Origin of the sequence: Ornithinibacillus contaminans (genome assembly GCF_001038425.2) — a bacterium.
GTDB classification, from domain to species: Bacteria; Bacillota; Bacilli; order Bacillales; family Amphibacillaceae; genus Ornithinibacillus; species Ornithinibacillus contaminans.
In genome coordinates this window covers 41,041-61,969 of record NZ_LDPV02000011.1, presented here as the reverse complement: position 1 = coordinate 61,969, position 20,929 = coordinate 41,041, and the positions used below count along the sequence as shown (strand labels likewise).

Annotated in this window: 20 protein-coding genes, 1 pseudogene and 1 riboswitch; of the genes and pseudogenes, 12 read left to right on the top strand and 9 right to left on the bottom strand. The window is 38.9% G+C overall.

Annotated elements, in window-relative coordinates; all coding sequences use genetic code 11:
* The 10 genes and pseudogenes from JF53_RS02440 to lhgO all read left to right on the top strand — a co-directional run.
* Positions 1 to 725, top strand: a 725-nt coding sequence (locus JF53_RS02440) for a hypothetical protein (protein WP_330218274.1), incomplete at its 5' end; no start/stop codon positions are given.
* Positions 726 to 745: 20 nt separating this feature from the next.
* Positions 746 to 1,252: a hypothetical protein gene (locus tag JF53_RS02435; protein WP_047981817.1), complete on the top strand. Its 507-nt coding sequence runs from the start codon at positions 746 to 748 to the stop codon at positions 1,250 to 1,252.
* A gap of 588 nt (positions 1,253 to 1,840) precedes the next feature.
* Positions 1,841 to 2,020: pseudogene (locus JF53_RS02430) on the top strand (recombinase family protein); the annotation flags it as partial.
* Between the two features lie 175 nt (positions 2,021 to 2,195).
* Positions 2,196 to 2,435, top strand: coding sequence for a hypothetical protein (locus tag JF53_RS02425; RefSeq protein WP_047981815.1), 240 nt, complete (start codon positions 2,196 to 2,198; stop codon positions 2,433 to 2,435).
* A gap of 187 nt (positions 2,436 to 2,622) precedes the next feature.
* Positions 2,623 to 3,696 carry an AbrB family transcriptional regulator gene (locus tag JF53_RS02420; protein WP_053071955.1) on the top strand — a complete coding sequence of 358 codons (1,074 nt, stop codon included), beginning with the start codon at positions 2,623 to 2,625 and terminating at the stop codon, positions 3,694 to 3,696.
* Positions 3,697 to 4,129: 433 nt separating this feature from the next.
* Positions 4,130 to 5,113: a TAXI family TRAP transporter solute-binding subunit gene (locus JF53_RS02415; RefSeq protein WP_047981814.1), complete on the top strand. Its 984-nt coding sequence runs from the start codon at positions 4,130 to 4,132 to the stop codon at positions 5,111 to 5,113.
* A gap of 19 nt (positions 5,114 to 5,132) precedes the next feature.
* Positions 5,133 to 5,624, top strand: coding sequence for a DUF1850 domain-containing protein (locus JF53_RS02410; protein WP_053071953.1), 492 nt, complete (start codon positions 5,133 to 5,135; stop codon positions 5,622 to 5,624).
* Positions 5,625 to 5,644: 20 nt separating this feature from the next.
* A complete protein-coding gene (locus tag JF53_RS02405; RefSeq protein WP_047981813.1) occupies positions 5,645 to 7,615 on the top strand; it encodes a TRAP transporter permease in 1,971 nt (656 codons plus the stop codon).
* 116 nt (positions 7,616 to 7,731) lie between these two features.
* Positions 7,732 to 9,177 (top strand): SLC13 family permease, encoded by a 1,446-nt coding sequence (locus JF53_RS02400; protein ID WP_047981812.1) that lies wholly within the window; start codon positions 7,732 to 7,734, stop codon positions 9,175 to 9,177.
* Positions 9,178 to 9,214: 37 nt separating this feature from the next.
* Positions 9,215 to 10,414, top strand: a complete 1,200-nt coding sequence (gene lhgO, locus JF53_RS02395) for an L-2-hydroxyglutarate oxidase (protein WP_047981811.1) — start codon at positions 9,215 to 9,217, stop codon at positions 10,412 to 10,414.
* A 59-nt stretch (positions 10,415 to 10,473) separates the two neighbouring features.
* Here the strand turns inward: lhgO and JF53_RS02390 are convergent, their stop codons facing one another.
* The 3 genes from JF53_RS02390 to JF53_RS02380 form a co-directional block, all read right to left on the bottom strand.
* Positions 10,474 to 11,265 carry an SDR family oxidoreductase gene (locus JF53_RS02390; RefSeq protein ID WP_047981810.1) on the bottom strand — a complete coding sequence of 264 codons (792 nt, stop codon included), beginning with the start codon at positions 11,263 to 11,265 and terminating at the stop codon, positions 10,474 to 10,476.
* A gap of 230 nt (positions 11,266 to 11,495) precedes the next feature.
* A complete protein-coding gene (locus tag JF53_RS02385; protein ID WP_047981809.1) occupies positions 11,496 to 11,756 on the bottom strand; it encodes a DUF3006 domain-containing protein in 261 nt (86 codons plus the stop codon).
* Positions 11,757 to 11,774: 18 nt separating this feature from the next.
* Positions 11,775 to 13,145 (bottom strand): MBL fold metallo-hydrolase, encoded by a 1,371-nt coding sequence (locus JF53_RS02380; RefSeq protein ID WP_047981808.1) that lies wholly within the window; start codon positions 13,143 to 13,145, stop codon positions 11,775 to 11,777.
* A gap of 288 nt (positions 13,146 to 13,433) precedes the next feature.
* Between JF53_RS02380 and JF53_RS02375 the strand changes: the two genes are divergently transcribed.
* A complete protein-coding gene (locus tag JF53_RS02375) occupies positions 13,434 to 13,847 on the top strand; it encodes a DUF3006 family protein (RefSeq protein WP_047981807.1) in 414 nt (137 codons plus the stop codon).
* Positions 13,848 to 13,928: 81 nt separating this feature from the next.
* Here the strand turns inward: JF53_RS02375 and JF53_RS02370 are convergent, their stop codons facing one another.
* The 6 genes from JF53_RS02370 to corA form a co-directional block, all read right to left on the bottom strand.
* Positions 13,929 to 15,155, bottom strand: coding sequence for an EAL domain-containing protein (locus JF53_RS02370; protein WP_047981806.1), 1,227 nt, complete (start codon positions 15,153 to 15,155; stop codon positions 13,929 to 13,931).
* A gap of 246 nt (positions 15,156 to 15,401) precedes the next feature.
* Entirely contained in the window at positions 15,402 to 16,268 is an 867-nt protein-coding gene (locus JF53_RS02365; RefSeq protein ID WP_047981805.1) for a YitT family protein, read from the bottom strand.
* A 348-nt stretch (positions 16,269 to 16,616) separates the two neighbouring features.
* Entirely contained in the window at positions 16,617 to 17,069 is a 453-nt protein-coding gene (locus JF53_RS17400) for a hypothetical protein (RefSeq protein WP_157052445.1), read from the bottom strand.
* A gap of 465 nt (positions 17,070 to 17,534) precedes the next feature.
* Positions 17,535 to 18,143: a queuosine precursor transporter gene (locus tag JF53_RS02355; RefSeq protein ID WP_047981803.1), complete on the bottom strand. Its 609-nt coding sequence runs from the start codon at positions 18,141 to 18,143 to the stop codon at positions 17,535 to 17,537.
* 52 nt (positions 18,144 to 18,195) lie between these two features.
* Positions 18,196 to 18,693, bottom strand: coding sequence for a preQ(1) synthase (queF, locus tag JF53_RS02350; RefSeq protein WP_047981802.1), 498 nt, complete (start codon positions 18,691 to 18,693; stop codon positions 18,196 to 18,198).
* A gap of 76 nt (positions 18,694 to 18,769) precedes the next feature.
* Positions 18,770 to 18,815, bottom strand: a riboswitch (PreQ1 riboswitch).
* A gap of 119 nt (positions 18,816 to 18,934) precedes the next feature.
* A complete protein-coding gene (gene corA, locus JF53_RS02345; protein WP_047981822.1) occupies positions 18,935 to 19,885 on the bottom strand; it encodes a magnesium/cobalt transporter CorA in 951 nt (316 codons plus the stop codon).
* A gap of 237 nt (positions 19,886 to 20,122) precedes the next feature.
* Between corA and JF53_RS02340 the strand changes: the two genes are divergently transcribed.
* On the top strand, positions 20,123 to 20,713 hold the full coding sequence (locus tag JF53_RS02340; RefSeq protein WP_047981801.1) for an REP-associated tyrosine transposase: 591 nt from the start codon (positions 20,123 to 20,125) through the stop codon (positions 20,711 to 20,713).
* Positions 20,714 to 20,929: the final 216 nt, after the last annotated feature.

Sequence of the window (20,929 nt, the reverse complement as noted above, 5' to 3'; positions counted from 1 at the left end):
ATGTACAGCGAAATAGTTCGTATGCTACACTAGCGTCATATAAGACTGGTTCGTCTATGAAGAATTCTATTAAACCGACTGTGGCCAAACCAGAACCGAAGAAAAAGGGCTTGTTCTCCAAAGTTGGGGGCTTCCTAAAAGATGCAGCAGACTTCCTGTTCATGGATGACATCAGAACCCTTGCAGACCCGAATGCATCCGTGTTAGACAAAAGTATAGCATTCATTAGCTTAATACCAAATCCATTTGGAAAAGCCGTAAAAGGTGTAAAACTCGGAGTCGACGCGGCTACGAGTTTAGGTAGGAAGGCTGATGATGTTAAGGCTGTAGTGAAGGGTGTAGAGAAGGCCGGAGGTACTAAGGGTACGGGTAATGCCCCAGTACCTACAAAACCAGGTGGTGGTAGTAATCCTAAAGACTTTGTCAACCCACATTCTGAAAAACATATGTATGACCCAAGTAGACCATCTACTCCCAATAGGTCACAATATGGTGAAGATGTGGATGTAGCCAAGCTAAGGCAAGAAACAATGACTAATCCTGATAAAGCTTATTCAAACTGGACAAATCCTAATAATCCAAATCCAAACAAAATAACTAAGTATTATAAAAAATTTGACGAAAATATCAGTACACCTGATACACCGACTGGAAGTCATAGGGTATTTGAAAACCTAGATGACCCAACCAGAAGCTCACATTTTCCTTATGTTCCAAGAAAATAAATATTAAGTAGGTGGGATACTTGAGTAATTTGTTGTATCATGCATATTTGCCTGAAAATCACGAACATCATGTTTCGCTGGAAGAAGTCATGAGTGGTGGCATTAAATATTCTACTAAGTCAAATAATAGATATAGTAATGGTGGCAGAGTGAAATTTGAGATAACAGAACTATTAAGCCCTTCCAATACACCTAATTGGCTTAACTTTAAAGAAGCAATAGGTGTTGATATATCGAATCGTTTTTCCAAATCTTTTTGCTTTCCTATATTTACGGATAAAATCCTAGTATTTGATGGTGATATTTCCCTTTCGATCTATGACCAAGCATTCTATGAGGATTTTAAAGACTTTGATGAGGAAGCTTTAAATTTTGATACTGGAGAAACAATTGAATATTGGATTAAACTATACTGGAAAAGTATGATGACACATGAAGACTATTTGATAAAGAAGCCCTATTCAAAGCCAGAAGTGTTAATTTTTGAATCTGTACCCAAAGAAATTATTCAAGTATGTGAAGAATAGACTTGTAAACCTTGATTGGCTATAGCCTTTCAAGGTTTTTTATTGCTTTTATAGTTATACGTTTATATAGTCTGATATTTGAATCAAAAACTCGTGATGGTAAAAAGGCGTACGAGATTGGTTGCAGTGACATTTAAATATAACGGCCATCTTACTACTCGATTTAAATTTACACACGAGAATAACAAAGCTCGTAGTGATAAATAAGTAAATAAACTTGTATCATAAGAAAATGAATAGAGCAATAAAAGGAAAAGCATTTGTTAGGTAGACATTGAATAATGCTTAAGTGAAATTCATAACTCATGAAGGTTGTACCATCATGGAGTATCGTTTTAACACTTTGGGAAGCTGTACAAGAACGAGAAAGTGGCGAGATGACATTTTACATGGCAGGGGTAGTTATGACATGGAATGGCTAAAAAACTAACGAGAATGACAAAGCTCGTGCGATAACAACGGGTAACGTATACTGCTTTGGCATATAAATTTTGGGTTGTATTTTTCCTAGAGACGGTCGTATAATACTCGCTATTCGTCTAAAAAGCGTTACATAAATTGTAATTTTCGTAACGGGAGGGTGAAAAGTTGAACGTTGTTGGGTATATACGAGTTTCCACTCAAGGACAAGCAAGAGGTGGATATAGCTTGAAATATCAAGAAGATGAAATAAAAGCATATTGTAAAGAGCATGGATTGAAGTTGATACATATTTTTAGATACGAAGGAATTAGTGGCGCAAAACTAAATGAAGAAGCATTGGAAATACAGATTTTGCCTACAGGAAACGAAGGCTCACTTTTCGTCAGGCTTCAATTACTAGGTTAACCTTAACTTTTGGAAAAATTTGCCGATAAATTAAAAGGGTAGAATATTTATACTAAATTAAAATTTATTTTATATTTAGACTGGTTTTCAGTGGGTGATTATAGAATATTAATTATTGATTCGCTACGCACAAAAGATTGAAAGAGGATCATTTAGTCTAGAATATAATCTTGTTTTTGATAGTGAATTTATGTTGAAATCTTCCGAGGGTACGGTGGATGTGCAACAAGAAGTGGATGGGGACACACAACAATATATAGCAAAAATTGGTGCTACATATACGAATGTTAATAAAGTGGCTGATGAAGATTTAAAGGTACCAACTGATATAACCGAAAATGCAATTGAATTCTAGATTCTAATCTGATTTTTCAATCCTTAAAACTGTAGAGATATAATCTCCGCGGTTTTTTAGTACGTGCTCGAAAATCCCCAATCCCACACACAACCCCAATCTTCTGTTAAAATAATACTATTCACAAAAATATAAAACGGATATATTTTACCCCTTAACACCGTGTCCATTCAAAAGGAGAATAGTAATGCTACATAAATACATAATACCGATAGCTGAACCAATTCTAGTCGCCTTCTTAGGCGGTTACTTATTTTTTAGCTTAAACACCCCACTACCATGGGTGCTTGGTTCTTTAACCTTTGTTATGCTTTGGCAAGGAATTACGAAGCGAAAGTTGGTGATTCCAAATGCCGTTCGTGATGGTGGATTTATAATTCTAGGAATCTACTTTGGCTTGTATTTTACCAAGGAAACCTTCCATACTGTAATCCCCTACCTAATCCCTTATATTATCGTGACCTGTATCCTAATTGTTGCGTGTGTAGTATTGGGAACATTAGTGACCAGATGGATTAATATTGATAAAATAACGAGTGTTTTTTCGTGTATTCCTGGTGGATTATCAGAAATGGCGATGGCTAGTGAGTCATTACATGCCAAAGCCTCATTAGTCGTTATCTTTCAAACGATTCGCTTGATAACGGTGCTCTTTACGATACCTCCTTTTATGACATATTTTCTTGGAGGGGGAAGTGGTGGAGGATTCCAAAAAACAGCAGCGGTAATTGTACCTGAAATTGGGTGGAATTATCTCTGGTTTGTGATTCCTGTTGTTGCATCGATTCTTTTACGGGATAAAATCCCAGCAGGCATTATAATTGGTGCGTTAGGGGTTACGGCAATCTTAAATGTAAGTCCGATTGAACTAGCCTCTATTCCTTCACCAATGATGAATGTGGCACAGGTTGCAGTTGGAGCTAGTCTTGGTAAAAATATTTTATTCCGAGATTTAAAGATTGGTGGCAAGTACACGGCTGTCTATTTCGGGTTATCGGTAACGATCATTATCATTTCATTTGGGTTAGGGACATTATTGGCTAAATTTACATCGCTGGATTATGCCACAGCGCTATTAGGAATTTCCCCCGGTGGATTTTTTGAAATGGTTTTAACCGCATATAATGTAGGAGGAGATCCTGCGATAGTAAGTGCTTTTCAGCTAGTTAGAATTCTATTAATCGTCCTCCTTGTACCAATCACCTTGAAATGGTGGTTTAGTAGAAAACAAGTAATCACAGAAAATATCCCAGGCACTTGATAAGTGGGTGCCTGGCACCACCCGAATTTTGTCGAATGGGACTACTCTTATTGGTTGATTTTTCCTCAGCAATAGCTTTCCTTTTAGTAGAAATTACGTAACCTTTTTCCGGGCTAAACGGTACAGAAAAAAGGTTTGAGAAAATTAACAAAAAATTATTTACAATTCACAATAAATATATTATTATGAACACAGCAAAAATAAATAAAACGCTTACACGAAAGTTTTTAAAGAGTATTCGTTTAATCAGCGACCAGCTACGATAGGCATCTAGAAAACTATGAGTCTTATCTGAGGTGGTTTTTTTGCAGAAATTAGTTATTTATTGTAAGCGTTTACTATTAAAGTGACTGACGGGATGAAGACCTAATTAATATCCTACTAGCAATAGGAATTAATGATATCAACTGAAAAAACGGAGGGGTAATGAAGGATGAAAAGGACAGTATTCTTTAGCTTGTTTATTGCCTTGGTACTTGTTCTAAGTGCATGTGGGAACAGTGCTGGGGGTTCAGGTTCAGGTGGTGATGCATCGCTTGATGGAGAGTTTGTAACGGTTTTAACTGGTGGATCATCTGGTGTGTATTTTCCGTTAGGTGGGGCGATGGCAAAAATTTATCAAGAAATGGGTGCGAATGCGAATAGCCAATCGACTGCAGCATCTGCGGCTAATATTACTACGTTGAATCAGGGAGATGCTGAAATAGCATTCTCGATGGGAGATGCGGCCGAGGATGGCTATAACGGAATTGATAGTTTTGAAGAGCAGGGTGCACAGGAAAATATTCGCTCTGTAGCATCGCTTTATCCGAATTTCTTACAAATAGTTGCATCTGCTGAATCGGGAATTAAGACGGTAGAAGATCTTGCTGGAAAAAATATCGCAGTTGGTGCACCAGCATCTGGAACAGAAATCAGTGCGAAGCGTGTATTAGAAGCGTATGGGATGAGTTATGACGATATTAATGAGGATTTTCTATCGTTTGCTGAAGGCGTAGAAGGGATTAAAAATGGTACTGTTGATGCGGTAGTTATCTCTTCTGGACTTCCAAATGCAGGGGTATTAGAACTACAGACAACGAATGATATTGTTGTCGTTGAAATTTCTGAGGAAGTTGTTTTAGAAATGCAGCAGGATTATCCATCCTTTTTCCCAGCTACCGTTCCTGCGGATGTATATGAGTTAGATGCTGATGTACCAACAATCGGTGTAAATAATGTGTTACTGACCCACAAAGACGTGTCAGAGGATGTTGTGTATGCCTTAACAAAAGGATTTTTTGACAATCTAGATACTTTGAAAAACACGCATAATGCAGCAAGTGATATCGATATTAACAATGCCCTCAAAAATTTACCTGCACCACTACATCCTGGAGCGAAGAAATATTTTGACGAGCAAGGTATCACGGAATAAATCATAAGAAGGAATGTAAATGCTAAGAAAAATTTTGATAGCATTAGCGATTGTACTGATTGCTTCCGGGATATTTGTGATCCCGGTGCAGTCAGGATTTTTGCTTACAAATATGGATGGAAAAACCTATCATATTTTTCCGTGGAAAAGTAATACCTTAACTGTAGGATGGCGTCATTCAGTTGAGCTTACACCTTGGGAGGAAACGTATCAGATTAAGAAGGATGGAACACTGTCGTTTTTATCTACGACCTATAAATCCTATGGAGCGGGAACACCGGATACGGAGGGAAAGGTAACATTTTTAACGGATGGATATATCCAAGTAACAGGGATCGAACGTGATATTCCATATTATTCATTATTTTACGTACCCATCTCCCAGTATACGTTAGAAGATGGTACAACAAAATATCCTCTTAAAAACTATGTTCCAGATTATGAAACGGTTCAAATTCGTTATGGTGATATAACGGTTTATAGTTGGCTAAAGATGAAGCTTAATTTTTAAATTTGGGAGGGATGGGTGACATGAGTGAAGTGGTAAAAACAACAGAAGAATTGTCGGAAGAACAGAAGCAGAAATTAATAGAAAAATATGATGCCGAATCTAGATTTCGAAATTTAAATATTCGTTGGATGGCGTGGCTAGTTACATGTATTGCGGTTGGTTTAGCGTTATTTCATTTAATCACATCCTTTACGGGTCCATTGGTAACTTTAAAGCACCGAGCATTACATACTGGTGTCATATTAATTCTTGTGTTTTTATTGTATCCATCTCATAAAAAGGCGCCGCAAGAACGAGCATCTGTGGTTGATTTTCTTTTAGCTATTTTATCGGTAACGACTATCGCCTATATATTTATCGACTATATGGGAATTGTTAATCGAGCAGGCTTGCCAAATCAAGGCGACTTTCTCTTTAGCATCTTAATTGTAATCCTAGTGCTTGAGGGAGGGCGTCGTGTCGTAGGGAATGGCTTGACCATCTTAAGTGCATTATTTTTGCTATATGCTTATTTCGGTCCCTATCTTCCTAGAATAATTGCACATCGAGGATATTCAATTGAGGATATTACTACGTATATGTATTTAACGACTGAGGGGATATTCGGTACTGCCATTGGGGTATCGGCAACGTATATTTTTCTGTTTGTGTTGTTTGGTGCCTTTTTGAATCGTACTGGACTCGGTCAATTATTTAATGACTCAGCGATGGCGATTTCTGGTCATACGGCTGGTGGACCAGCGAAGGTTGCTGTTATTTCTAGTGGATTTCTAGGTTCTATAAATGGATCTGCAATTGCTAATGTTGTTACGACAGGATCTTTTACGATTCCGTTGATGAAGCGAACTGGTTACTCGAAGGACTTTTCTGGTGCGGTTGAAGCTGCGGCGTCTGTTGGTGGTCAAGTGTTACCGCCAGTAATGGGGGCTACGGCATTTATTATGGCGGAAACACTGGGGATGAAATATAGTGATATCGCAATCGCTGCAATTATACCTGGACTTCTCTATTATATGGGAGTTATAACGGTCGTCCATCTGCGCGCAAAGAAACGAGGATTACGTGGATTATCTCGGAATGAGCTACCGAATATGATAGAGGTTCTGAAGGAAAGGGGCCATTTACTCATACCACTCGTGGTACTCATTTACTTGTTATTTAGTGGTCGTACTCCAATATTTGCAGCTGCTTGGGCAATTATTGCTACCGTCGTAGTGGCAATGCTACGGAAAACGACTCGGTTAAATGTAAAGAAGCTTATCCAATCTTTAGAGGATGGGACACGTAGTGCAATCGGTGTAGCGATGGCTTGTGCAATGGTTGGTATCATTGTAGGAGTTGCTTCTTTAACAGGATTTGGTTTGAAGATGACTACAGCGATATTGGTGTTAGGCCAGGACACGCTGATTTTAACGTTATTTTTTACAATGATAGCATCTATCATTCTAGGTATGGGTTTACCGTCAATTCCAACCTATATTATTACAGCATCTATGGCAGCTCCAGCCTTAGTTCAGTTTGGAATTGAACCATTTGTGTCACATATGTTTGTTTTTTACTTCGGTATTCTTGCTAATTTAACCCCTCCAGTAGCATTAGCTGCCTTTGCTGGGGCAGGTATATCAGGTGGAAACCCGACCCGTACCGGATTTATTTCGCTAAAGCTTGCGGCTGCGGGAATTTTAGTACCATATATTTTCGTGTACTCGCCTGAGTTATTGATGCAAGGGACGAATGTAGTGGGAATAATCTGGATTACGATTACTGCTGTGATTGGTATCATTGCATTAGGTGCTGGGCTAGAGGGTTACTTGTTCAGTGCAATGCCGTGGCTGTTGCGTATCCTTTCTGTAGCGAGTGCGGTAACATTGGTTATTCCAGGATTTTGGACAGATGCGATAGGGCTCGGGTTACTCGTTATCATCGTTGTTTTTCAATTACTTACAAAACGAAAATCCAGTTCAGTAGAAGTAGAAAAACTAGCAAATTAATGCATTTTGAAAAAGTAGAGTATTAATGATGGGGTGCTATTTTAGCATCCCTTGAATTTTGCAGTCATCAGAATGTCATTAATTACATAAGTGTCTAGTTGAAAGGAATGGCAATCATGAGGCGACCGGGTTTTAGGGTAAGCGAATGGACGGGGAGTATAAATAGAAGGCATGTCATTAGTGTCCTACTTGCCATTGTTATATTCGGTGTTTTGATGATTTGGTTACCAGACACCTTTACCTACGAAGCGAGGCTCATGACAGCAATTGTTGGATTTGGTGTCGTGCTATGGATGCTAGAACCAATTCCAATTGGTTTAACGGCATTGCTGATTTTAGTGTTGATGCTTCTATTTAATCTAGCGGATAGCTCTGTTGTGTACAGTGGCTTTGCATCGCCAGCAACGCATTTGGTAGTGGGCGGTATGATGATTGCTCAAGCTGTTAATGCCACCGCACTTGTAAAACGAGTGAGCTATTTTATGGTGAAAAAATGGGGTGGAAAAGCAAAAGGCCTGCTAGGCAGCTTAATTATTGTCCAGCAGATTCAAGCGTTTTTCATTCCTTCCACTGCCGTACGTACTACGCTCGTTCTACCGATTACGGCTATGATCATAAAATCAATTGGAGCCAAGCCAGGAAGTAATTTGCGAAAAATGATCCTTTTAGGCGTGGCGTTTGGCGGAAATATTAGTGGGACGGCAATCCTGACTGCTGCTGTGGGTAATATTTTAACAGTAGAGCTTTTAGGGCGGTATGCGAACATAAAAATAACGTATTATCAATGGTTTCTCTATACGTTTCCATTATGGTTACTATTAATCCCTGCGATTTGGATACTACTGTATAAAATCTTTCCCTTACAGGAAAAGGATAAATTTTTCCCACAGGTACAGAAAGAAATGGGCGAGAAGTTAACGGAATTAGGTTCAATGAGTTTTCGGGAAATACGTTGTTTGATCATTCTTTGTGTCATTGTTGCCCTCTGGATAACGGAACCATTCCATGGGTTGCATCCTAGTGTTCCTGCCTTAGTCGGTGCGGTATTGATGGCGATTCCAGGTATTGGAATTGCTCGTTGGGATGACGTTGTGAACATTAATTATAATACTGTGCTGCTGCTTAGTGTGACATTGTCCATTGGTTACGGGTTAATTGATTCTGGGGCGGTGGATCGAATTGGAGACTATTTAAGTGTCGGATGGTTCTTGGAAAGTATGCAAAGTCCATTGCTGGCAGCATTTTTGATTATATTACTATCCCAAATATTTCATAAGCTTGTTTCCAATGTTTCGGCTGCGGTTGTCACCTTGATTCCCATTATGATTAGTGTTGCTTCTAATGCTGGAGTGGATCCGTTGCCATTAGCATTCACAGCAGGTGTGACTAGTTTATTCGGATTTTTACTAGTTGTGGAAACGATGCCGAATTTGTTGGTACATAGTACAGGATTAATTGAGCAGCGTGATTTCTTGCGACCGGGAATCTATGCCACGATTGTAACAGTTGTATTAACGATAGTGGTTGCTGCTACTTGGTGGCAGGTAATTGGATTTATGTAATTGTGTTGTGGGTATTGTCAGTGAGGAGGCGATTTGAATGTATGATTTTTTACTAGTTGGCGGTGGGATTGTTGGCCTTTCTGTGGGAATGACTTTACTAGAAAAGCATCCAGGCGCTAAGCTAGCCATCTTGGAAAAAGAAGCAGGTCTAGCACAGCATCAGACTGGTCATAACAGTGGTGTGATTCATTCAGGTATTTATTATAAACCAGGGAGCTACAAAGCCCGGTTTGCCAAAGCTGGTAATGGCAGTATGCGCAGCTTTTGCGAGATTCATAATATACCACATGATATTTGTGGAAAAGTAATTGTTGCGACTAATGAGAAGGAAATTCCGGAGCTGGCAAAACTGTATGAACGTGCTTTTCAAAATGGTCTTGATGCCAAATGGTTATCACGGGAAGAATTGTTGGAAAAGGAACCTTATGTGAATGGGCTCAAGGGAATCTATTTACCGTCAACCGGAATTGTGGATTATCAGGCTGTGTCTCATAAAATGGCAGAGATTATTCGGGATCGAGGTGGTGAAATTGTCACCAATGCCGACGTGTGTGCCATCGATGAAAGAACGGAAATAGTAACGATAGAAACTAGCACTAAAAGCTATTCGGCAAATTTTCTAGTCAACTGTGCGGGCTTGTATAGTGATCGTATTGCGAGACTGGCAGGCTATCATGTTGATGTAAAGATTTTCCCATTTCGTGGCGAGTACTATGCATTGAAACAGGAAAAGCACCATCTTGTGCAAAATCTGATATACCCTGTCCCAAATCCAAACTTCCCATTTTTAGGTGTACATGCAACTAGAATGATTAATGGTGAAGTAGAAGTTGGTCCGAATGCAGTGCCAGGATTTAAACGAGAAGCTTATTCCAAAACAGCCTTTGACTGGAAGGATTTCTATGAAATTATTTCGTTCCCGGGTTTCTGGAAGCTTGGATTAACCTATACCAAAGAGGGAATGGACGAAATGAGTAGGTCCATTAGTAAAAAGAGGTTTGTGGAAAATTTACAACAGCTCTTACCTAGTATTGAGGAAGAGGATCTGATCTCTGCACCAGCGGGTGTTCGTGCACAAGCATTGCAACGTGATGGCAGTTTAATCGATGATTTCTTTATCGTTAACGGTCGTAGGAGCATCCATGTCTGTAATGCCCCTTCGCCAGCAGCGACAGCTAGCCTCGAGATTGGGAAGGAGATTACTAGGAGAATTGCGACCAGAGTAGCAACCGATTAGTGAACGTAAAAGCCATTCTGTTTCGTGAATGAACAGAATGGCTATGTTTTTTATTTCAGCTATAATGCTTTGACGAGTCCACCGTCTACTAGTAGGGTTTGTCCCGTGACATATGTATTGGCACTGGAGCAGAGGAAGACGGCTTGACGTGCGAATTCTTCTGGCTTACCGTAGCGGCCGATTGGAATGCTTTTTTCGGTGTTACTACGGATTTCTTCATAGGATATACCGAGGCTGTTTGCTCGAATTTGATCAAGCTCTGCTACGCGGTCAGTTGCAATTCTTCCCGGTCCAATCGTATTGATTAAGATATTGTCCTTTGCCAGTTCTTGTGAAAGGCTCTTTGCAAGACCGACAACACCGGCACGGAATGTATTGGATAGGATGAGATTATCTAAGGTTTGTTTAATCGATGATGAGGTAAAGTTGATGATGTGTCCACGCTGTTGCTGCTGCATGTATGGTAATACTTCGCGGATTGCTCTAACATAGCTCAATAGATTTAGTTCGAATGCCTTTTGCCAAGCATCATCCTCGAATTTTTCAAAACCACCAGCCGGAGGACCACCTGCATTATTGACAAGTACATCGACAGTTCCGTTCGTTTCGGCTGTGAATTGCACAAGTTCCTTTATATCTGCGGGTTTGGTAACATCACAAGTTTTATAAAAAAGTTGACTTGTTGGTGTGTTTTCCTGAATCTCTGCGATAGTTGCTTTAAGTTCTGCTTCGTTTCGGCTAGCAATTACTACACGAGCACCTTCTGCGGCGAACTGCTGTGCGGTTGCCTTGCCAAGTCCCTTACTTGCTGCCATGACTATGACAGACTTATTTGCTAATCCAAGATCCATCAAAAAAACCCCTTTCACTAAACATCAACTAAATTATAGCATAGAACCACCAAATAAGGAAAATTCAGAAAATAAACCCGATTTACAATAACATATAAAAAAGCCCGGTATATAAGTAATACGTGAGATAAAGGTGTGAACAATACACTAATTAAGCGCTTCTAGACGGGTTAAGTACGCCAATATTCGGTTTTATCTTGGTATCAACACTTATGACCTAGGCTCATTCCTTAGTTCTTATTAAATCGGCTTCCATTGCTTTTAGCGCGTAGCTTTGCAAGTAAATCAGAAGTTGTTGCTTTTGCAACGTGTTCTTCTTTTTCGTCAATTCCGAGGATGTGAAAGTCATCATCACGTTGCTCGATTGAAAATACGGTGTTTACTTGGCTACCTTTAGGAAGTTTTTCCTTGTCCAAAATAAGCTCCTTCTGAACTTCTTCAATCAGTATGACGGCTAAGTTTCCCTCAAATCGGTCTAATACACCTTTCATGAAAATCCCACCAATCGCTTAGTTTACACAAGCAAGTCCTTGTGCTTGAATATCTTTGATTCGTGCCGGTCCAATTCCTGATATTTGGTCTAGATCACGTACAGAACTAAATGGTCGTAAATTAATTAAGTCCTGTGCTCGTTCTGGCCCGATGTGAATAATTTGTTGCACAGCTTCAACAGAAGCAGAATTTATGTTGACACAGCCTGCACTTGGTGCGGACTGCTTTGGTTCGGTTTTCTTTGTTTTAGAGCTATTAGTACTGGAACCTGAGTCTGCGCTTGTATTAGAATTAGATGCGCTTGAACTAGATCCCGAACTTGAATTAGAAGTAGAGCCTGACCCTGCGCTAGATCCCGAATCAGTACTTTTCCCACTGCTCTTAGGTGTTATCGTTCCATCAGTTTTCGTTATTATGGAATAATCATTTCCATCTGTTGTTACGATTATGGTTCCATGAACATCAGTACCATATAGTGTTATGCCTGCCTGTTGTATTCGTGATACGACTTCTGCGTGTGGATGACCATAGCTATTACCTGCGCCAGCACTATAAATAGCAACAGCGGGACTGACCTTCGCAATGAAGGACGGATCACTAGATGTGTTCGAACCATGATGTCCTAACTGTAAAATATCAGCATCGATAGTAATCCCTGTATTCATCATTCGTCGTTCTGCCTGTTGATCAGCATCGCCAGTAAATAGAAATTTTACCCCGCCGTACGTAAATAAAACAGAAATCGATTCTTCATTTGCTGCTCCAGTAATCGACTCAGGGTACAGAACGGTTAAATCCATGTCTCCTATGGAAAATTCTTCACCTGTTCGCGGTTCATGGTAATTGGCTCCACTATCTAAAACGGCTTCTAATCCACGTTGAAAAGTTTGTGAAGTACTTTCGTTCCCTGATAGCCATACTTCACTAACCGTAAACGACTTCATCACATTGGCTAACTGTCCAATATGGTCTGCATCTGGGTGGCTACCGATAACTAAGTCTAGTTTGCTTATTCCTTGTGATTGCAGGTAAGTTACTACTTCATCTCCACGCCAATCACCAGTGTCGAAAAGAATGCTATGATTGCCATATTGAAATAGCGTTGCGTCAGCTTGCCCTACATCAATATAATGTACGTTAAGCTTCGGTAGGTCTCCAGCTTTATGGTTGTCTGTATTTGTGTTGGAAGTTTCTGCGGTTTCTTTTGTGGCTTCCTCTGCCTTTTCAGTGTCAGAGCTTGAATCTTGTTCTTTTTCTTCCTCCGCTTGACTTGCCGTTTCTATCTCGACTGATTCCGCTTTATCTTCTTGATTTACCTGTTCCGTAACTTGACCACAAGCAGTTAAAAATATGACCAAGAACATGGAAAGCATTATTTTTTTATACATCTTTTTCCCCCGTAATTGATTCTTTCTCTACCTAATCCTATCAAAAGTAACACGATAAATCTACATGATTGGTAAGGGATAAAAGCCATTTTAAGGTAATATATTTCAGGCTTGTAATAAACTAACAATTTTTCAGTTTTGCTAATGGTAAAGGGCTATAAAATGCTATTTTCCATACGGGATAGTTCATTGATAAGGTTCTATCTTGGTGCGGAAATTAACGATTACACGTATGCACTTTTGAATAAATCCTGTCATACTAGAAAAAAAACTGTGTGGGGGATTACGATGCGGCTAAAATTTCCGGTAAGCAGATGGTGTAATTGGAAGCGTGTGATATCCATTTCTTTTTTACTATTTGCTTGTGGTGGTTTAGTAACCATCTTTGCAGAAAAAATGGCACTGGAACCAAGTAGTAAACCACCGGCGGAAGAACAGCACTTGAAAGTCGAACAGGTAAAGGGTGTCGTGGATAGGCTAGAAGGTGAAAAGAAAGCTGTTGTATTAGTAGAAAATTCGAATCGAGAATTCATTGTATCCTTGCGGGAATTTCCATTAGAACTAGAGGTGAATATGTGGGTAGATCTAACCATTGTTGCTGGAAAAATTACAGATTTATCAATGGATTGGGAGACTACTCGTAGCGAATTGGAGAAGGTACAGTTGTTAATAGAAGAACTTAAGGTAAACCATACACCATGAAAAAATAGCTACTTAAAGCATAGTTTTCCTGGGTTAGAGGATGTCTATCTTAAGCAGCCATTTTTTGATTAGTTGATTCACCTATAGCAAGCCATCTTGTTCATACAAATAGGTGTACGGAATGTCTAGAAAAATATAAAGTGTTTTGGATAACGGAAATGCATAGGTACGGATTTGTTCGTTTCGCATAATGTCGGTATACATGTCAGAAAGAATACCTTTTTTCTCTACGTTCATTCGTATTATATTTTCAAAGAAATATGGTCTCCAGCTCCAGTTCTTTTGCTTGCCTTCCTGGTGCAATTGCCATTCGCCTAGTTCATTTTTTTCGGCGTTCGATGATAGCTGAACACCTTCTTCATTCGTGATATACACCCGAAAGACAAATTCATCACATAACTGACCTACTTTGGCGACGATTATATCATAATCATCATCGTCGGAATTGATTGTTGGTAGTATCTTCTTGAACAGGTCATTGATTTGATTGGTAAACGTGAGCTGCGCTTGTACTCTCTTACGTTCAAACTGGACAAATCGTTGGAAATCACGATTCAGTCTATCCTGGCAAATGGTTGGGTCTACTAAATCAGGGCTATCCCCCATTAAATACTCCCCTTGGTAATAGCGGACACCATTCCGCCATGCATAATTAAGCTGATTATATGACCGAATGTCTTTGAAAAGCAGTGTCGCGCCAATCTTACGAGAAACCATGGACAGAGCATGATGGACATCACGATATAGGTGTGGTAATTCATCTTCTTTTAGAAAGCCCGCATCAACCTTAACGATATTCGGTTTTAATAATACTAGACGATCAAGATTACCGTTTCGCTGACCGACATCATCCAATGAAATTTGTATTCCGGTAGCATTCATATATTTTAATAAGGAACCGATTGTTTCCATTTCTTCTGTTATTTCAGTTTCTTTAATCTGCACGACGATCTTATCATAAGTAAAACCCCTAGTCGCATAGGATTGTAATATTTCCAAAAGGGTTTTAGCATTATCGTTAAACAAGAGCTGGACATTATAATTGAAAAATAGTAATGGTGAATCCTGCATTTCTATAAATCTATCTAATGTCTTTTCAAGTATGTAATTCGTTAGTTCTAATTGGAAATCCTCTGGAATGGAGGAATCACTGAAAAACCAGTCAAGGGATTGTTCGTCGTTTGTATCTGTATCATGGAAATACGGACAAACCTCGTAACCAATCACTAACTGTGAATCTGCACTAACGATTGGTTTATAATATGGAATTACATGCTCCAACTGAAGCATTATTTTCAATGGATCCATCTTATCCACCTCCAGATAGTAACGTTTGCATATGAAGACAGTATAGACAATTTCCTGATAATAGTTACATCTTATCTACCTAAAGACTTTCATATTTAGGTTATTATAGCACAATAATACCTTTGCAGAGCATGTACTCTTCAAGTGAATTTAAATAGGTAAGGAGAGGAATTTTCAAAAAAAGATTGCTGACGGTTGAAGGTCGCAATCTTTTAACGCTAATTTATGGTAGTGCTTCAATGTTATTTAATGGATGGCTGTTTTAAATTTCCCACCATGAACCTCTTGTGCGTCCATAATCGTAATAAAAGCATTTGGATCGGTATCATGGACAATTGATTTTAGCTTGGCAATCTCGAGGCGAGTTAAGACAACAAAAATAACATCTTTATCGTGATCCATATAACCACCTTGTCCATGGAGCTTTGTAATCATACGGCCGAGGCGTTGCGTTATTGCATCTGCAACTTCTTCATACTCATTTGATACAATCAGGGCTGCTTTTGTATCACCGGATAAGCCTTGTCCAACTAAGTCAATGGCTTTTGATGCAATAAAGTACGTAATGATGGAGTACATCGCTTGCTCCCACCCAAGGACAAATCCTGCCCATCCGAAGATAAAGATATTAAAGAACATTACAAATTCGCCAACCGAGAACGGGAATTTCTTGGACAGTAAGATTCCTAGAATTTCAGTACCATCTAGCGCTCCACCGTTGCGGATAACGATACCAACACCAACACCTAATAGAAGCCCACCAAATACTGTAGCTAATAAGGCATCATTAGTAAACGGTAAAATATGATGTAGAAAAGATTCGATGAATGCTAATGCAATAATACTAAACAGAGATGAGATAAAGAAGTTTTTGCCGATATGACGATAGCCGGCAATTAGAAATGGAATGTTGAAAATAAAGATTAAAATACCGAAGCTGAGGTTTGTTAGGTAATTAACTAGTAATGAGATACCGATGATACCACCATCGATGATATTATTTGGAACTAGGAATAATTCAATGGCTATCGCTGCCAGAGTAGCTCCAATAAGCATCATAATATGGCGGAAAATTAAATGGGATTTGGACTCCTTTTTATGCTGTTTTACCATACGCGAATTTCCTTTCAATTAGAATGATTTTTTTTACATATCTTTCATTATACGCTAACTATAGGACTTAATGTTGTCAGAAGTTGGGTTTTAATGTAATTAATTTCTAGATTGAAGTGTACGAGGATAGGCTTGGGAGAGGTGACATGAGGGGAAAGTAGTTATCTTTGTAAGGAAATGAACAGGCTGGAACATAAGTAAAATGAGAAGATAAAAGGACAAACAATGCACTGATTCAGCGAAGTATATTCCCGGAGCGGGTATCGTGCACCAACGTTCGGATTTTATCTAACCATTAACACGTATGTCCCAGCCGCGATTTTGATGGTTTAAAATAAAGAACCGTTATTATAGTTTTACACGGATTTGTGAGTCCTTCTTTCCTTTATAGTAGAATAATCCTTCTAATATAGATGAGTTTGGGATATCTAAGTTATTCCAGTAGAAGTGTAGGGCTTGGTTTAAATCGACTATTCGATTTAAATTAGGTAACGAAAGAATGGAATCTACATTTAATTGGTGTCCCGCTTCTAAAAATTTTAGGAAGAGTTTTAGCTTATCATAGGTTAAACGATTTTTTTCTTGGAAAACAGCTCGATATAGTAAAGTCTTGTAGCCTCGGAGCTTTGGATTTCGACTAATCTCATTTACGATATGCTGCCGATTATATTGAATAGCAAGCTCTTGGTATTTGTCAGGTACGGTTTCATCGATAATATATGGCAGAATTTCTTTTGTTGAGTAGCCGGTTTTTTCACTAATTATTGGTAGGTTATGCTTGGTTTCCCGTAGTAGCAGCATAATATATTCTCGTTTGAGTTTATAGTGTACATTTTCTTTTAAACAGGATTGGAGGAGTTTACATGTCCAATCAAGCTGGGAAAGCATGGGGATATCGACTATGTAAACAGGGATCATTTGTGATGGGTGAATGGTAAGGTAGGTATTGTATGCTTCAAGGCCACGATACAGTAATAATTCTCCTTTTTTAGTTCGGAATACATGGATAAATGGCCGATGGTTGTTTATGTAGAGTTGATACTGTATGGAGGCTGTCTGTTTCGTTGGGAGCTGACTATGTCGAGCTTTGATCTGTTGACATGAGACCCATTCAATTTTGATAAAATCCACATTCCTCAGTCCCTTTCGCGTTATTTGTATAGCGTATGTACAGTCGGAATTGTCCTATACCTTTGTCATCTTTTTGTAACGGTGAAGGAATGAGAATGGATTACATGAAATTTATAATATAAATAAAAGAGAGTGCTAGGCACCCTCTGTACGTTTTGCAAGTCTAACAATATAATAGGCAATTGGTGTATCGATGACAGCGATACAGAATTTAAATCCATATTGTGTCGCAATCATTCCAAGCAGGATAGCAATTGGAACGGTTCCCCAGAATGCGACGGTTATGAATATCGTTGTATCGATTAACTGGCTAGACATCGTCGATAAGTTATTACGTAGCCAAAGCTTCTTCTCGCCATGCTTCTCTTTTAACCAATGAAATATCGTTACATCTAAATGCTGGCTTGCCACATAGGCTAATAGACTGGCTACAATAACTCGGAAGCTTCCACCAAGTATTTGTTCAAATTCAAGTTGTGCTGTAAATGCTGGCGCTGCCGGAAGCTGAATGGCAATATAAATGAAAATTAAAGCAATCACTTGTGTGAAAAATCCAGCATGAACGGTTTTACGAGCAGCATCTTTCCCGTACACTTCCCCAATTATATCGGTGATAAGATAGGTGACTACGTATACAATAGCTGCTGCGGGTAGCATGAGGCTACCAATAGAAAATAGTTTTACTCCTAATATATTGGAGATTAATAGGAGTCCTACAAATAACGCACTTAAATAAATTTGCATATGAATACCTCTTCCTTTTTAGGAAAGGAAAAAGCTAACCCTCTGTCAGTTTTTAGCGATTATCAATTTTTTCGGGATACATATCATGGTTCATCATGCGATGATCAGCCATGTGCTCATACTTCGTTCCAGGTCTACCGTAATTACAGTAAGGATCGATGGAAATACCACCTCGTGGAGTGAATTTTCCCCATACCTCGATATATCTTGGATCCATTATCGTAATCAAATCGTTCATAATAATATTCATGCTATCCTCATGGAAGTCACCATGGTTGCGAAAGCTAAATAAATATAGTTTTAGTGATTTGCTTTCGACCATTTTAGTATCGGGAATGTAGCTTATGTATACGGTACCGAAGTCTGGTTGCCCTGTTTTCGGACATAGTGTGGTGAATTCTGGACAATTAAATTTAACAAAATAATCTCGGTTTGGGTGTTTATTATCAAAGGTTTCTAGTACTTCAGGTGTATAGTCAAATGCATAGGTGGTGCCTTGACTGCCAAGAAGTGTTAGCTCTGTTAAGTCTTCATCACGTCTTCCTGCCATTTTGTTACCTCCTTTGTTATCAATCTACTAAAAAAGCCATGTACCTAAGAGGCACATGACTTCGTAATCGCATCATCTGGCCTTAGTTTTTTATAGAGGGTATAGCTAAGAACCTCTCCAATCTTTAAATATGGATACATCAAATATCACTCGGCTAATTATAAAGACAAAGCATTCTAGTGTCAAGGAGGTGCCTGGCACCACCCGAATTTTGTCGAATAATCAATGTTTTAAACAGGCGCTATTTGAACCAGCCCTTCTTTTTGAACCAGAGAATCATGAATGCGCTAATCAATAGCATCACTGCAAGGATGAGGAAGTACCCGTAATGCCATGTAAGCTCAGGCATATTATAGAAATTCATGCCGTAAATTCCAGCAATAAAGGTCAGTGGTGCAAAGATAGATGTAATCACTGTTAGGATTTGAATGACTTTATTTTGCTGGTAGGAGTTTAAGGAAATGAAATTATCACGAATATCATTGGTAATATCCCGATTGGAATCAACCATTTCGGACAGCTTTAATAAATGATCATATATATCGAGAAAGTATTCTCTTCGTTTTTCAATCCCATCGAGATGATGTGAATTTAATATGCGATACAATAAATCTCTGATTGGGTGGATCGCATGCCTTAATCGCAAGAGCTGATGTCGTAATTCAAAGAGCGTATCTAGCAGGACATTCATCGATACGGCATGAGGATTTTGTTCTACTTCATTAATTTTATCCTCGAGCTCATAGATAATCGGGAAGAAATTATCCACCACTTTATCGAATACTTCGTAGAAAATACGATACTCGTCCCACCCTTCATAAGATGGTAATTGTAAAAAGGCATTCCAAACTTGATTAATTTCTTGCAGGTCATGTTTATGAAAGGTAACGATATAGTTTTTACCAATAAAAAAGTTTATTTCGAATGGTTTAAAGTTTTCGGGATCAAGTGTGTGCGTAACAACAAGTGAGTAGTCCTCATAATAATCTAGCTTTGGCCGCTGTTGGCCATGAATACAATCCTCAATCGCCAGTTGGTGGAAATGTAGAACGGTATCGAGCTTCTTAATCTCTTCCTCTGTTGGGTTATTAAAATCAATCCACCACCACTGATACTGCTCCAAATCCACCTCATCGATCGCCAAATTCATCACCCGCTCATCCATCTCTGAAATAGCAATTACCTGAATCAAGCCAATCCAATCCCCCTTTTGGGTGCCTGTCACCACCCGAATATTGTCGAATGAAATAATCATGTAATTTTGTCTTTTAACTAGTTCTGTTGCTAAATGATACAATTTCCTCTTAGGAATTTATGGATTTCTCGCTAATCATGAGGTGCTAATTTCGATTTATTTAGTTTAGACGGTTTTGCTTCTTTTTATTAAGGTAGAAGGGGAAAACACTATATAGAACAAAGGGGATTCATAATGGGGAGAAAGAAGAGGGAATGGTTGCCAGGGTATTACTATCATATTGTATGCCGTGGGAATCAGCGAGACGATTTGTTTAAGACGGAGATAGATTACCGGACATTTTTTTATTTGTTAAAGGAGGTTAAGCAAAAAACACCATTTGATTTAGCTGCATATTGCTTGATGTCCAATCATTTTCACTTACAGATGAGGTCGGATAGTCAGACGATTTCAAAAGTTATGTCGTTAATTAATAAACGTTATGCGGATTATTACAATACGAAAAACAATTTAACTGGACACGTGTTTGAAAAGCGTTACTTTGATCGCTTGATAAATACGGATCTAGCTATGCTAAGAGTAAGTAGATATATTCATTTGAATCCGCTGAAGGCAGGCTTGGTTGAAACCCCTGAAAGTTACCGATGGAGTAGCTATCGCTTATATTTACATACATCAGGGCATTCGATGTTAAATGTTAATGCGGTGTTAGATTGTATGGACGGGAATGCATTGGAGAAGCGGCAGAAATATCAGGAATTTGTAAATGAGGAGAAGGAAATTAAGGAGATGCCAATGGATGGAGGGGAAATTGTGTTTTTTTAGGATTTACAGGATTGTATATGCGCTTGTGAACTAGTGAGAATCGATAAGAAAGGCATTTGTGTTTAACGACGCAGGTGCTTTTTTTATTGCTTTGTACCAACAAGAATCGACAAAAACCGGGTGGTGACAGGCACCCAATGTTTGGTTCTAGGTCTTTGTTGGTTTTGGGATTACTTTTTGCCTATCTTGTGTGGGTTTATGTGCTTATTTGTTTGT